Annotated in this window: 14 protein-coding genes; 8 read left to right on the top strand and 6 right to left on the bottom strand. The window is 51.6% G+C overall.

What is annotated here, in order from left to right:
• Positions 1-290: 290 nt before the first annotated feature.
• Entirely contained in the window at positions 291-1,370 is a 1,080-nt protein-coding gene (locus DYD62_RS22540) for a class I SAM-dependent methyltransferase (protein ID WP_115230152.1), read from the top strand.
• A 352-nt stretch (positions 1,371-1,722) separates the two neighbouring features.
• Here DYD62_RS22540 and DYD62_RS22535 read toward each other — a convergent pair whose 3' ends face one another.
• Complete coding sequence (locus DYD62_RS22535; RefSeq protein WP_115230151.1) at positions 1,723-2,988, bottom strand: Hsp70 family protein; 1,266 nt, start codon at positions 2,986-2,988, stop codon at positions 1,723-1,725.
• Positions 2,989-3,145: 157 nt separating this feature from the next.
• On the opposite strand from DYD62_RS22535, the gene DYD62_RS22530 reads away from it, so the two are divergent.
• The 7 genes from DYD62_RS22530 to DYD62_RS22500 all read left to right on the top strand — a co-directional run bounded on the left by DYD62_RS22530 (position 3,146) and on the right by DYD62_RS22500 (position 8,227).
• A complete protein-coding gene (locus DYD62_RS22530; protein WP_165928751.1) occupies positions 3,146-3,751 on the top strand; it encodes a flavin reductase family protein in 606 nt (201 codons plus the stop codon).
• 9 nt (positions 3,752-3,760) lie between these two features.
• Complete coding sequence (locus DYD62_RS22525) at positions 3,761-4,144, top strand: Rid family detoxifying hydrolase (RefSeq protein WP_115230191.1); 384 nt, start codon at positions 3,761-3,763, stop codon at positions 4,142-4,144.
• 316 nt (positions 4,145-4,460) lie between these two features.
• Positions 4,461-4,811, top strand: a complete 351-nt coding sequence (locus DYD62_RS22520; protein ID WP_267896141.1) for a CoA-binding protein — start codon at positions 4,461-4,463, stop codon at positions 4,809-4,811.
• A complete protein-coding gene (locus DYD62_RS22515; protein WP_165928752.1) occupies positions 4,808-5,563 on the top strand; it encodes a DUF3658 domain-containing protein in 756 nt (251 codons plus the stop codon). Before DYD62_RS22520 ends, DYD62_RS22515 begins: the two co-directional genes overlap by 4 nt.
• A 126-nt stretch (positions 5,564-5,689) precedes the next feature.
• Entirely contained in the window at positions 5,690-6,541 is an 852-nt protein-coding gene (gene dapF, locus DYD62_RS22510) for a diaminopimelate epimerase (RefSeq protein WP_115230147.1), read from the top strand.
• A complete protein-coding gene (locus DYD62_RS22505; protein ID WP_115230146.1) occupies positions 6,531-7,223 on the top strand; it encodes a DUF484 family protein in 693 nt (230 codons plus the stop codon). The genes dapF and DYD62_RS22505 overlap by 11 nt, the downstream gene beginning before the upstream one ends.
• A complete protein-coding gene (locus DYD62_RS22500; protein WP_115230145.1) occupies positions 7,223-8,227 on the top strand; it encodes a tyrosine recombinase XerC in 1,005 nt (334 codons plus the stop codon). The genes DYD62_RS22505 and DYD62_RS22500 overlap by 1 nt, the downstream gene beginning before the upstream one ends.
• A 443-nt stretch (positions 8,228-8,670) precedes the next feature.
• On the opposite strand, the gene pip is transcribed toward DYD62_RS22500, so the two are convergent.
• The 5 genes from pip to DYD62_RS22475 all read right to left on the bottom strand — a co-directional run bounded on the left by pip (position 8,671) and on the right by DYD62_RS22475 (position 13,729).
• Positions 8,671-9,627 carry a prolyl aminopeptidase gene (pip, locus tag DYD62_RS22495; RefSeq protein ID WP_115230144.1) on the bottom strand — a complete coding sequence of 319 codons (957 nt, stop codon included), beginning with the start codon at positions 9,625-9,627 and terminating at the stop codon, positions 8,671-8,673.
• Positions 9,628-9,692: 65 nt separating this feature from the next.
• A complete protein-coding gene (feoB, locus tag DYD62_RS22490) occupies positions 9,693-11,459 on the bottom strand; it encodes a ferrous iron transport protein B (protein WP_115230143.1) in 1,767 nt (588 codons plus the stop codon).
• On the bottom strand, positions 11,456-11,752 hold the full coding sequence (locus DYD62_RS22485) for a FeoA family protein (RefSeq protein WP_207916712.1): 297 nt from the start codon (positions 11,750-11,752) through the stop codon (positions 11,456-11,458). The genes feoB and DYD62_RS22485 overlap by 4 nt, the downstream gene beginning before the upstream one ends.
• A 127-nt stretch (positions 11,753-11,879) precedes the next feature.
• Positions 11,880-13,157 carry a phosphoribosylamine--glycine ligase gene (purD, locus tag DYD62_RS22480; RefSeq protein ID WP_115230142.1) on the bottom strand — a complete coding sequence of 426 codons (1,278 nt, stop codon included), beginning with the start codon at positions 13,155-13,157 and terminating at the stop codon, positions 11,880-11,882.
• 14 nt (positions 13,158-13,171) lie between these two features.
• On the bottom strand, positions 13,172-13,729 hold the full coding sequence (locus tag DYD62_RS22475; protein ID WP_115230141.1) for a hypothetical protein: 558 nt from the start codon (positions 13,727-13,729) through the stop codon (positions 13,172-13,174).
• Positions 13,730-13,745 lie beyond the last annotated feature (16 nt).

The following is a 13,745-nucleotide window of genomic DNA, read 5'->3' as shown; positions in this document are numbered from 1 at the left end:
AATCGGCGTATCAGGCGCGAGATCGCTTATTCCTCCTTCCAAAAATAAATAAATCAATTTAAATACAATGAATTACAAAAAAACTCCAAAAAGCAAATCATAGAAACACTGCGCTTTATTTGTAAGAATCCACTCCAAAAAATTGCCGGGCCAGCGATTGCATCCAAACCAGCGGGCGTAAAAAAACCCTCATCAAGAGGGTGCGGAGTGTCTGCGCTGTCACAGGCAAGCGGGCAACTGCTAGAATCGCCCCCTTAGCCAAAGCTTTGGCCTTATCAAATAAAGAATATATGTCTGCAAGCCCGAAAAATTTGATTGATTTTGCCGCGCTGAATTTACTGCGCTACCCGGCAAAGCACGCTAAAGATTTACGTGCATGGGATGCGAGCGATGAATACCTTGCAGAGTTTATCCGCACAGATGCATCCGTCTTACTTATCAACGATGCTTTTGGCGCGCTGCACTGTGCCGTGGGTGTAAACGCGTTTCATATCAATGATTCCTGGTGCTCGCGTCACGCGATAGAAATCAACAGCCAGCAAAGCTATACGCCCTACTCCGGCCAAGCGCTGGCTTATGGCCTCGTTAAACTGCCCAAGTCTTTGTCTTTATTTGAAGCCCAGCTACAAGAGGTGGCGCGGCATTTAAGCGAACCACTCCCCTTATATTTCTCAGGGATGCAAAAGCATGTCAGCAGCGGGCATTTGGAGATGATTAAATCTTGCTGTGATGAAGTTGAATACTTGCCCACGCAGCGAAAAGCGCGCATGTACGCCGCCCGCCTGCGGCCAGGCCAACAGATCGCCACACCCTATCTGCAAGCGGTGCCTGAGCTGAACCTTACACTCCACAATGCGCCAGGAGTATTTGCCGAGCAAAAAATAGATATAGGCTCGCGCTTTTTTATCGAACATTTTGATCGCTTGCCAAGCGCAGAGACCGTGGCCGACGTGGGCTGCGGCAATGGCCTGCTGTCCCTTGCCTATCATCGCCTGCACCCCAAGAGCGATTTGCATTTATTTGATGAATCTTTGGCAGCGGTTGAATCGGCCCAGCTTAGCTTTGCAGCCAATTTCCCAGATGCTAGCCGCCAGATTCAGCACGGTGATGGCCTCGCTAGCGCGGTGGCAGACGGACAAACTTTTGACCTAATCCTCATCAACCCGCCATTTCACCAGCAGAATACTATCACCACCGATATTGCCCTCAGCATGTTTGCCCAAGCCAAACAATGTATGAGCGCCAACAGCGAATTATGGATCGTGGCAAACCGGCACTTAAACTATCAGGCCGCGCTAAAGAAAAACTTCAGGCAGATTGAGTTAATCGCCCAGAACGCCAAATTTGTGATTATCAAAGCGAAGCGGTAAACCTAAGATCTGTAGACACGGAGAAAACCTTAAAAGCGAGGAACAAGCGGGCGGGGTTTCTTTGATGCCTGTTTGAGCGAAGCGAGTTCCGCAGCCGCCGCTGTCCGCAGATGAGGGGCCTTCGTGCTGTTTGGGGCGGCCTTCTTTGGCTTCGTTTCTTGGCCGTTCAAGAAAGGAAGGCCCCCGCGGTGGCCAACCGCTCCAAAATCAACGGGCCGAAGGCACTAAAAAGGTCTTTTTGACTTTGCTTAGCGCCTATAGGTGAAACCCGGCGGGTTTCACCCGCCCTGCGAATAACACCACACCCGCACACATAGGCACGATCTGGCTGTGTCCACGCAGCAAAGACTGATCAGCCAAACCGTCTTGCCGCTTCCACCGCCAAACCTGTACCAATACTGCCAAATAAATCGCCTTCTACATGACGTGCATTGGGCAATAGTGCGCCGACTTGGGCGCGCAGCAGCGGCACGCCGCTGGAGCCGCCGGTAAAGAATACGGTGTCGACTTGCTCAACACCGATGCCTGCCGTGTTTAACAGCCCGGTCACGGTTTTTTCTACTGTATCTACAAGACGTGAGATTGAATTATCAAAATCGGCGCGGGTCAGATCGTGGGTCAGATCGTCTTCTAATCGCTCCAAAGAGATGGTGGTTTTATCGCTAGCAGAGAGCGCAATTTTGGCGTCTTCAACTTGCAGTGCCAGCCAGTGCCCGGCTCGCTGCTCGATCAGGCTCATTAAGCGATCCAGCTTATCGCGCTCCATGGCATCGCGGTAAACATCGGCCAGATCACTCCAAGAGCGGCGGGTGTAGGCAAAGTTAATCGTGTGCCATGTGGCCAGATTAAAAAAGGTGCCCGATGGGACTTCCGAGTTATTCTTCAGCCGCGTTTTATAGCCCAGTAAAGGCATTACACCCGCAAGGCTTAAGGCTTTATCAAAATCCGTGCCACCAATATGCACACCGGCGCTGGCTAATAAATCTTCCCGGCGGTCTAAAACCTTAGCGCGCTCTGGCGATAAACGTACCAGTGAGAAGTCGGAAGTACCGCCGCCAATATCCACAATCAGCACCAGCTCTTCTTTTTGAATGCTGCACTCATAATGAAAAGCAGCGGCAATCGGCTCAAACTGAAAGCTAATTTCTTTAAAGCCAACCTGATAGGCAATCTCGGCCAGCGTTTTCTCGGCTTGCGCATCGGCCGCCGTATCATCATCAACAAAATGTACGGGACGGCCAAATACCGCCTGCTCGAAAGGCCGGCCAGCAGCGTGCTCTGCACGCAGTTTTAATTCGCCAATATATTTAGCTAATAGGCCGCGTAGTGGCAAAGCACGGCCATTTACTTCGGTTTGTGCGTCAATCAAGCTGCTGCCCAAAAGACTTTTTAAGGATCGCATCAGGCGGCCTTCATAGCCTTCCAGATACTCCCCCATGGCCGCGCGGCCAAAGCAGACCGAATCTTCTTCGGCATTAAAAAACACCATAGAAGGCAATGTGGCCTTGCCATCTTCCAAGGAAATCAGCGTACTGTGGCCGGGGCGAACCCAGCCCACCGTAGAATTGGAGGTACCAAAATCGATGCCGCAGGCACGAGCAAAATTAGGAGTAGTCACAGGCCTGTTCCGGGCGGCAAAAAGGGGCGTAATTCTACCCGCCAAAGGCAAACAAAACAATTTTGAATCATTATCTTATCTTTGCTTATTTGTATTGAGTTAATCAGTTTTGCCCCCATTTACGATTCATACTAAAGCCAGAATGGGCAGCACAAGCATGGAATTAACAATCTCGGCGCTCTCGCCCGACGAAAAATACGCGCTGATTAGCGATTGTGTTGTACCACGCCCGATTGCATGGATTAACACCCAAAGCACCAGCGGCATTGTCAATGTAGCGCCTTTTTCTTATTTCAATATTGTTTCGAATGAGCCCATGATTGTGTCGGTGAGCATTAATCGCCGCCACGATAATGCCCTGCTTAAAGATACTGCGCGCAATATTTTGCAAACTGGCGAATGCGTTGTGCATCTGCCCTCACGCGGGCATGCCCCGCAAGTTAACGCTTCTGCAGCATCTTTTGCTCCCAATGAAAGTGAAGCCACGGCACTTGGGCTGGCACTGACGCCCTCTACCGCAGTCAAACCGCCCCGCCTTGCAGACTGCGGCATTGCGCTGGAGTGCCGCCTGCATATGCATGTAGAAGTAGGTGATCCTGTAGTCGCTGATTTAATTTTGCTGGAAGTCATCCACCTTGGTGTGGCGGACGATTTACTCAGAGACGGCCGCGTCCACCCCGAGCCTCTCGATCCGCTCTCCCGCCTTGGCGGGCCAGATTACGCCGTTGTTGGCGAGCGTTTTATTATTCAAAGGCCTAAATAAATGAGCACAATAAACAAATCGATCATCCATAGTGATCACGCGCCTAAAGCCGTCGGCACTTACTCGCAAGCCGTCAAAATCGGCAGTACCGTGTATTTATCCGGCCAGATTGGCTTAGACCCAAGCACGGGTATTCTGGCCGAGGGCTTTAATGCCCAAGCGCATCAAGTCTTTCAAAACCTGCGCGCGGTATGTCAGGCAGCAGGTGGTGACTTGCAAAACATAGCTAAGCTAGGTGTATTTGTTACCGACCTGAGCAACTTTGCCACTCTCAACGACATCATGGGGCAATATTTTACCGAGCCCTACCCCGCCCGAGCCGCCATTCAGGCCGCAGCGCTACCAAAGGGCGCGCTGGTTGAGGCGGATGGAGTGATGGTTTTAGATTTGTAACTGATACCGCGCAGTAAAACCCAAATCTTGAAACACGGGGGCCACAGAGAACGCGGAGTTTTACAGAGGAAACCCTATAAAACTTTGATGTACTTGTTCCCCCCTTTCACAAAGGGGGAAGCTCCATCAGAAACACCGCCTAAGTTGTGTAAATACTTATACCCCGCAGGGGCTCCGACAGCTCAATCAACCTGCCAGAGGCACTAATCGTTTCTACATAACATCACAATCAATACGCCTTCGGAGAACCGCTATTTTTCAAAATCCTAATGACCAAGCCATTCGCCAGTTTCTGCTCAGCATCCACCGCATCGCGGTGCTTGGCCTCTCTCCAAAGCCCGACCGGCCCAGCTTTGCAGTAGCGAAGGTGATGCAGCAGGCGGGCATGCAAATTGTACCGGTGCGCCCGTTTACCGAAAGCGTACTCGGCGAGCCGGCCTTTGCCCGCCTGAACGATGTGCCGGGCAAGGTGGATTTGGTCAATGTGTTCCGGGCCGCCGATCAGATCGACGCTATTGTGGATGAAGCGATTGCACTGAATATTCCGGCAATCTGGATTCAGCAAGGCATTATTAATGAGGCCGCGGCAGAGCGCGCCAAGGCGGCAGGGCTGTTTGTAGTAATGGACAGATGTATCAAGATTGATTATCTGAGGCTTTGTCTGTGAGCTGCCATCTGGTTTTAGGGGACTTTGCGGCGGATCTGTTACGCCAAGCACTTGGCCCCTATGCCGATATCCGCATTCACCAGGACGACTTAGCACTTGGCCCGCTCAACGATATCGACCACGTTTATCCCGCAGCCAGAATCCATTTTTGGAATGACGTCTTCCCGCTCTCCAGCTTTGACTTTAGTGATGCACTGCCCGCGGGCAATGCCCAGCTTGCGGCGCTGCCGGAAGATCTTACTTTCTGGGCTGGCACTTCCTGCGGCGAAGCGCTATTGCTGCGCCGCCTAGCGTGGTGGCGCTATCAAAAAGGACAAAGTTTTAAACTGGCTATGCCCAACACCACCGGGGCTGACAGCTATATTGCAGGCCAGGTGCCACTCAGCCTGATTAGCCCAGAACAAATCGAATCGGCCAGCAGCGAACTAATTCCCCCAGCCCAATTACACAAATTAGCCCAAGAATGGCAAGAGTTCACCCAGCAAACCAGCATGTTTCGCGGCTGGAATGGAGAGACATTCCAGCATCTGGATGCAAGCACGCTTGACAGCGAAATGCTGGCTTTAATCTCCACTAATTACTTACCTTGCCGCCAGATTGCACTGCTTTGGATGCAGTCTGCCAAAGGCTTTTTTCGCAGTGATGTCTTAGCGATGTGGCGCTTACGCAGCTTAGCAGCACAAGACAAAATCGAAATGGAAAGCCACCCGGATCAGCACGAATTATTTGCGTTTAAAGTACGAAGAAAATAGGCCCCTTCCCTCCTCAGCGCCCGAATGAGGAATTTAACCCAAAAACACAGAAAATATGGGCTAACGCATTGCCTTAAACTGTAGCTACGTTTACCTTTAGTCAAACTCTTCAGCGGCGCCAGATATATGAAACTTCAATTCACAAAGATGCAAGGCTTGGGTAATGATTTTATGGTGATTGATGGGGTAAATCAGCAGGTCAGGCTGAGCACCAGCACCATACGCCAGCTTGGGGACCGGTATTTTGGTATTGGTTTTGACCAGCTTTTGCTGGTAGAGCCCGCCTCGCGGGCCGATATCGATTTCAGCTACCGTATTTTTAATAATGATGGTGGCGAGGTTGAGCAATGCGGCAATGGCGCACGCTGCTTTGCACGCTTTGTGCACGATAAAGGACTGAGTCTTAAAAAAGAGATTGCCGTTGAAACAGCAAGAGGCGTGATTTACCCCCGGCTGGAAGACGATGGCAATGTCAGCGTAAATATGGGCGTGCCGCAATTTGCCCCGCAGGAAATCCCATTTATTGCTGACAGCGACCTCATTATTCACCCACTGGATATTGATGGCGTAAGCTTTGCAATCAGCGTGGTATCAATGGGCAACCCCCACGCCGTACAAGTTGTTGCCGATGTTGATGTCGCACCTGTTGCCAGTATCGGGCCAAAAATTGAAACCCACCCGCGCTTTCCGGCTAAAGTGAATGCTGGCTTTATGCAAATCATCAGCCGTGATGAAATCAGGCTGCGCGTGTTTGAACGTGCTGCGGGTGAAACACTGGCGTGTGGCACCGGTGCTTGTGCAGCGGTTGTCGCGGGGATTCGCCGTGGCTTACTTAACCCACGTGTTCGTGTGCACACACATGGCGGAGAGCTGACCATTGCCTGGGCAGGTGGCTCAGCCGCAGTTTGGATGACCGGCCCGGCTGTCAGCGTATTTGACGGCACTATCAACCTCCAGGGAGAAGAATATGCAGCCTGATGAAATCGTTACCTGGCTTAAGAACAACCCAGACTTTTTTGAGCAATATGCTGACGAGCTAGCCGAAATTTATGTACCGCACACACATCGAGGCCAGGCTATTTCACTCGCAGAGCGGCAATTGCTGACCCTGCGCGAAAAAAACCGCTCGCTGGAGCTGCGCTTAGGCGATTTGCTGCAATTTGGCGAAGAAAACGACCATATCTCGGAAAAACTACACCAACTGAGTGTCAGCCTGATGCAGGCAGACGACTTAGCCAGCATGATTGGTACTCTGGAATACCATTTGCAGCATCGCTTTGGCGTGCCGCATATCGCATTAAGGCTATGGCTGGACAGCGATTGTAATCTGCGCGAATTTGCCCCCGTGGGTGAAGCAGTACAAAAACTGGCCCAAAATTTAGTATCCCCTTACTGCGGCCCTTATGTCACCGATGAAGTGCTGTCTTGGTTTGATGTTGAAGCCAACACGCTGAAATCCTTTGCCCAATTTGCCCTACGCACCGGGGGCGAGCCCTTTGGTGTGTTGGTCATGGCCAGCGAAGATATCGAGCGCTTCTATCCCGATATGGGTACGCTCTATTTGCAGCGTTTGTCTGATTTAGTCTCCGCATCAATTCGCCGCGCCGTACCCCAATTCGCGCCCGATGACGAGCCCATGCTGCTCACCGAAGAAGTGTGATGCAAGCAGCAACAGAGCGTTTAATTTCTCTGAGCGGGGATGAAAAAGCGGCCAGTAAAAAACTGGCCGCAGCAGATGCAGGCGACAGCCCGGAGCAAATCAGTGCAAAAAACGCCATGCTTGCCCATTTTGTGCAATATCTGGAAGGCGAAAAAGGCGCAGGTGAACATACTCGTGCAGCTTATGCCCGCGATATGGCCACCCTGCTGGAATGCGCTACCGGCCTCGATTTATCTGCACTCACGCCCAAAGAGATTCGCGGTTATGTGCGAAAGCTCACCGGCCAAAGCCTGTCGGCCAGAACCATCGCCCGCACACTTTCTACCTGGCGTACCTTTTACCGCCTGATGTGCCGTGATTATCACTGGCCAATGAACCCCGCTGATGGGGTAAAGCCACCTAAATCCAGTAAAAAGCTGCCGGCAGCAATGACCATTGATGATGCCAGCGGCTTCTTAGAAAACATGCCCGACGACGAAATTCTGGGCTGCCGCGATAAAGCGATTTTTGAGCTCGCTTACTCTTCGGGCCTGCGCGTGGCAGAGTTAGTTTCAATTACCCTGCCGGATTTAGACCTTAACCTCGGGATGGCAGTGGTTACAGGTAAGGGCGGCAAAACGCGGCAACTGCCCGTTGGCAGTGTGGCCTGTGAAGCCATCCGCCGCTGGCTGGTAGAACGTCCCAAACTAGCACCGAGAGATAACACAGTATTTATCGGCAAAAACGGCAGCTCGCTCAGCACTCGCGCGGTGCAGCTGCGCATCAAATACTGGGAAACCAAACTCAATATCGCCGAACCACTCTACCCGCACAAATTACGCCACAGCTGTGCCAGCCACTTACTCCAAAGCTCACACGATCTGCGTGCGGTGCAAGAACTGCTCGGCCACGCCAGCATCGCCACCACCCAAGTCTATACCCACCTTGATTACCAACACCTAGCACAAGAATACGACCGAACTCATCCAAGGGCTAAAAAGCCAGAGAATGAAGAGGGGAAGTAGTTTTGTTGCTGGGTGAACCCACATCCTGAAACACGGAGGGCACAGAGAACGCGGAGTTTCACTGAGGAAAACAGGAGTGGAGATTAAGCATGAGTGCTAAGTAAAGTCAAAAAAGGTCTTTTGAGTGCCTTTGGCACGTTGATTTAGGTGCGGGCGTCCCGCTGGACCTTCCTTTCTTGTGTGGCCAAGAAACGAAGCCAAAGAAGGCCACCCCACGAAACACGAAGGCCCCTGCGCTGCGGACAATCGAGTCGGCGGCGGGCGGGATTGGCTCGCTGCCTCGCTCCCTTGCCGAAACCCCGCCCCGCTTGTTCCTCACTCCGGCGTATTTCAAGGGGACTTTAAAGCCCCGTGCAAAGAGCGTAGTCGTTATCTTCTTTCTTTGTTTGCTACAAAGAACCACATTGCTTAGCACACATGATATTCCCCCGCCCGACCAGAACTTAAGAAAACTTCCCCTGCAATTTAAATTCCTCAGTCGCTTTAATTAAAGCCGCAGCAATCCCCGGCTCCATCGCCGCATGGCCCGCATCTGGGATGATATGTAAGGCGGATTCAGGCCAGGCCTGATGCAGGCGATAAGCCGATTTTGGCGGGCAAATCACATCGTAGCGGCCCTGGATAATCACCGCGGGCAGATGGCGAATCTTGCCCACATTCTGCACCAACTGGTCTTCATCCATAAAAGCACCGTAGCGCATATAGTGCGCCTCTAAGCGGCCTAAGCTGGTGCAAACAGCATCGGTTTCAAACTGGGCAATGGCGCTGCTTTGTGGCTCTAAAAACAGACAACTGCCTTCATAGCGGCTCCAGCGGCGGGCGGCGGGCAGATAGACTTCCGGATCATCATTAAACAAGCGCTGGCTATAGGCTTCGAGCAAATTACCCCGCTCAGGCGCTGGAATATGCGCGGCAAATTCGGCGTGGACTTCAGGATAAAAATGACCTATGCCATTTACAAACCAATCCACCTCAGCCTTGGTACACAGGAAAATCCCACGCAGGATAAAGCCTGAACACGCCTCAGGGTGCGCCTCGCCATAAGCCAGTGCGAGCGTAGAGCCCCATGAGCCGCCAAATACCAGCCATTGCTTTATATCCAGCATCTGACGCAAGACTTCAATATCTGCGATTAAATGAGCGGTGGAGTTATTGCGATACTCACCCAAGGGCGTCGACTGCCCCGCGCCGCGCTGATCAAATAACACAATACGGTAATAGGCGGGGTCAAAAAAGCGTCGATGCATGGGCGAAATACCGCCACCGGGGCCGCCATGCAAAAATAGCACCGGCACGCCATCCGGATTGCCACATTCTTCCCAATAAAGCGTATGCACATCATCTACGGCCAAACGGCCGCTGCGGTGGGGCTGAATTTCAGGAAACAATAAATCGCTCATTCATTAACCTTTGTAAGATGGATGCAAAACAGGGGCATTGCTGCCCCTGCATACGCCAACTGCAATCAAAAACCTAAAGCTCTGGCCCCCTGGTAAAAGATAAACGACAGCAACCAGGCAAGTAATAAAGAATAGACCACAGAAAAAGTAGTCAGCGCTACGCTGTTAGATTCCTTGCGCATGGCCGCAATAGTAGAAACGCAGGGCACATAGGTCAATGAAAACAACATAAAGCTATAGGCCGATACCGGATCAAGCACAATAGATAAATGATGCGCCAAGGCGGGGCCATCCTGCCCGGCAATCACCGCCAGAGCACCAAGCACCACTTCTTTGGCCACAAAGCCAAACATCAAAGCGATTGATAGCTCGGCCTGAATACCAATTGGGGATAGCACCGGCTGAAAGAATCCGGCAATCATGGTGGAATAACTGTGTTGTGGGTTTGGGTAATTGCTCAACAGCCAAACCAAGACCACACCAATCACAATCATGGTAGATGCCAACCGCACAAAACCCGCTGCCTCACCCCAGCCACGTAAAAAGATTTGCCGCAGCACAGGGAAGCGATAAGGCGGCAGCTCCAGCGTAAAGGGCTCAGTCGATTTAAAGCGTCCACGCAGCAAAAGCGCCGTGCCCATAGAAATAAAAATACTCGCAAAATAGAGTGACAACAGCACCCAGGGTGCTTGCAGCGGGCTAAACAACGCGCCGGTTAAAAAGAGAAAAATCTGTAAACGCGCCGAACAAAGCGAGAAAGGAATCGCCAGCATAGTCAATAAACGCGCCTTTCTATCCCGAATCACTCGCGTGCCCATCAGCGCTGGCACATTGCAGCCAAAGCCCATCATCAGCATCACAAAGCCACGGCCATCCATGCCTAGCCGCGCCATCAGCCCGTCCATCATAAAAGCCGCACGCGAGAAATAACCCGAGTCTTCGATAATGGCCATCAGGCAAAAAAACAGAAAAATAATCGGGATAAACGTGAGTACCGTACTCAGGCCATCAAACACACCATCGACCAAAAAACCTGACCAAAATGGCGGCCAAGAAGCAGCGGCCATTTTTAAAATATCGGTTTTAAACCATTCCAGCCCATCTTTTGCTAAATCTTGCAAAGGCACGCCAATGGCGTAGGTCAGCTGAAACAAGCAAAACATCATCAGTACAAACAGAGGCAAACCCAGTACCGGATGCAAAACCCAGCGATCCAGCATGGCGGTTGGCCCAGGAGGCAAAACCGAGGGGCGCTGAATAAAGCGGCTATACAGCCGTGCCTCGTCCTGATGCAGGGCGTTTGATGCAGGCGCATGGGCCAGTGCAATTTGCTTAGGCGCTTGCTGGCGGATCAGACGATTGAGTGCCTCTTTTAACTCAGGCACACCCTGGCCATGCTTGGCACTTATTTTCAGCACCGGGCAGGCAAGCTCTGCAGCCAGCCCTTCCAGATTAATTTGCACCCCGGCCTGCTTTGCTTCATCGCCCATATTGAGTGCAATAATCAGCGGTGCCCCCAGAGCCTTTAGCTGTAAAGCCAGCACCAGCTGCCTGTCCAGCTGCGTGGCATTCAGCACTAGGAGAACGGCATCCAACTCAGTTTTATTCAGAAATTCCTGAGTAATACGCTCGTCTTCAGCCCCGCCACTTAAATCATAAATCCCCGGCAGATCGACCATCTGCACCATAGATCCGCCCAGCAAGATACGGCTGGAAGCCAGCTCCACCGTCAGCCCCGGCCAATTGGCGGTACGCGCTGTGCCGCCAGTAATACGATTAAATAAGGTCGATTTACCGGTATTGGGCATGCCCACCAGGGCAACACGCTTCATGCTGTCACCGCGATCAGGCTGCTATCCGCTTGAGGCAAAATATCGACCAAAATCTGCCTAGCATCTTTACGACGCAGCATAAATTCGGTACTGCCCACCCGCAGCTGCAAAGGCCCGCCCAGCATGCCACGGCGGATCACCTCTATATCGCGCTGCACATGCAAGCCAAGCGCAGCAAGGCGTTGGCATAAATCAGCATCAAGCTGAGCAGAGAGAATTCTGGCGGAAGTATTGAGCGGAAGATCGGCGAGAGTCATGGTTTTAGCAATGAGAACGGTTTTTGTTAACTTCATAATCTACCTTACATCAACAAGAGTCAATGCGAGCCCTTTGGTTTATTGACTTACATCAGCACACTATTTTCACGCAATAAAAAAGCCATGCAATCTAATGCATGGCTTTTTTGCAGCCCATCAGGCTTTACTTGCGGCTAATTGCTCGCCAACCGATATCACTGCGGTATTGTGCGCCAGCAAATGAAACGCCTGCCAATATTTGATAAGCGCGTTTTTGTGCCATTTTAAAGCTGTCGCCAAAAGCGGTCACACAGAGCACACGGCCGCCGGCGGTGATGGCTTCACCTTGCTCGTTCAGCGTTGTGCCCGCATGAAAGACATGGCCATCTTCTAAAGCCGCTGTTGGCAAGCCCGAGATTAAATCGCCTTTACGCGGGGTTTCTGGGTAATTGGCCGCAGCCATCACCACGCCCATGGCCACACGGCGGTCCCATTCGGCTTCGATCTGATCCAGCGTTCCATTCACACCATGCTCAAGCAGGGTGACAAAATCGCTCTTTAAACGCAGCATAATTGGCTGAGTTTCAGGATCGCCAAAGCGGCAGTTGTATTCGATAACCTTTGGGTTGCCCAAAGCATCGATCATCAGGCCCGCGTACAAAAAGCCCGTGAATACCGTGCCGTCTTTTGCCATGCCTTGCACGGTTGGCAAAATCACTTCGCGCATCACTTTGGCGTGTACATCTGGCGTCACTACGGGTGCAGGGCTATACGCGCCCATGCCGCCAGTATTCGGGCCTTCATCGCCATCCAAGAGGCGTTTATGATCCTGGCTGGATGCCATGGCCAGTACATTTTTGCCATCGACCATTACGATGAAACTGGCTTCCTCGCCAAGCAAGCACTCTTCAATCACCACCCGAGCGCCCGCATCGCCAAATTTATTGTCCGATAGCATGGAGTCAACCGCGGCGTGCGCTTCATCCAGCGTCATCGCTACCACCACACCCTTGCCTGCCGCCAAACCATCGGCCTTAATCACAATCGGTGCGCCTTGAGCCTTGATATATGCATGCGCTTCATCCGCATTGGCAAAGGTCTGATAAGCCGCTGTAGGAATACCATGGCGCAGCATAAACGCTTTAGCGAAGTCTTTAGACCATTCCAACTGTGCCGCTGCGCGAGTTGGTCCAAAGATTTTTAAACCTGCTTCGCGAAATGCATCGACTACGCCTTGCGACAAAGGCGCTTCCGGACCTACTACGGTAATGGCAATATTTTCGGCTTTTGCAAACTCGATCAGCTCATCAATGGCCGAGATATCAATATTAATTAAATCTTTTTCCAGTGCTGTACCCGCATTACCCGGCGCCACAAACACTTTGCCCACGCGCTCTGACTGGGCAATTTTCCAAGCCAGTGCATGCTCACGACCACCCGAACCAATCACCAAAATATTCATGAATCTGTTTCCTGTTAATCGAATTCGTAGCGGCCAAACACATAAGCCACATTGCCATTATTTAACTGACCATTCAGCCTTGGGATAAAGGTACCAATCAAAGATGCCTTGCCATAGCGAACCGACGCAATAGGCAAAGGAGCAGGAAAAGGAACGCCACCAATGACATCTTGGCGTGAAATAAGCTGCAATGACACGCCAAGGCCGGCTGATAACTCCCCAATAATCGGCCAATACCAAAGATGCATATACCCGACCTGCAACTGCGGCTGATTATGCGAATCAGCAAAAATCATTCCGTAGATAAATTCCTGATTATTGTTTTCATCACTAATGCGCTTACCCAAGCCACCACCATAAGCAAACTCTTGAAAGTCTTCGAGTTTTTCAGCGGTATAGGTTGAGCGATCGTGCCAAGAATATCCCGAAACCAGCAAATCACTCTTACCTTCCCGGTTTATTTTATCCACGCGCTGACAAGCAGCCGTCGCCCAATCCCACATATTGGAGCAATCCATTGCAGAGGCGGGTAAAGCCATCAGCAAGCAAAGGGTGGCAAACAGTTTTTTCATTATCTCAACCAAAATA

The organism is Iodobacter fluviatilis (assembly GCF_900451195.1).
GTDB classification, from domain to species: domain Bacteria; phylum Pseudomonadota; class Gammaproteobacteria; order Burkholderiales; family Chitinibacteraceae; genus Iodobacter; species Iodobacter fluviatilis.
This window is presented reverse-complemented; position numbering and strand designations above follow the sequence as displayed.

Bases quoted from the DNA above. Each gene is read 5' to 3' on its own strand.
- DYD62_RS22540 (WP_115230152.1), top strand. From the start codon at position 291: ATGTCTGCAAGCCCGAAAAATTTGATTGATTTTGCCGCGCTGAATTTA.
- DYD62_RS22530 (WP_165928751.1), top strand. From the start codon at position 3,146: ATGGAATTAACAATCTCGGCGCTCTCGCCCGACGAAAAATACGCGCTG.
- dapF (WP_115230147.1), top strand. From the start codon at position 5,690: ATGAAACTTCAATTCACAAAGATGCAAGGCTTGGGTAATGATTTTATG.
- DYD62_RS22505 (WP_115230146.1), top strand. From the start codon at position 6,531: ATGCAGCCTGATGAAATCGTTACCTGGCTTAAGAACAACCCAGACTTT.
- DYD62_RS22500 (WP_115230145.1), top strand. From the start codon at position 7,223: ATGCAAGCAGCAACAGAGCGTTTAATTTCTCTGAGCGGGGATGAAAAA.
- pip (WP_115230144.1), bottom strand. From the start codon at position 9,627: ATGAGCGATTTATTGTTTCCTGAAATTCAGCCCCACCGCAGCGGCCGT.
- feoB (WP_115230143.1), bottom strand. From the start codon at position 11,459: ATGAAGCGTGTTGCCCTGGTGGGCATGCCCAATACCGGTAAATCGACC.
- DYD62_RS22485 (WP_207916712.1), bottom strand. From the start codon at position 11,752: ATGAAGTTAACAAAAACCGTTCTCATTGCTAAAACCATGACTCTCGCC.
- purD (WP_115230142.1), bottom strand. From the start codon at position 13,157: ATGAATATTTTGGTGATTGGTTCGGGTGGTCGTGAGCATGCACTGGCT.
- DYD62_RS22475 (WP_115230141.1), bottom strand. From the start codon at position 13,729: ATGAAAAAACTGTTTGCCACCCTTTGCTTGCTGATGGCTTTACCCGCC.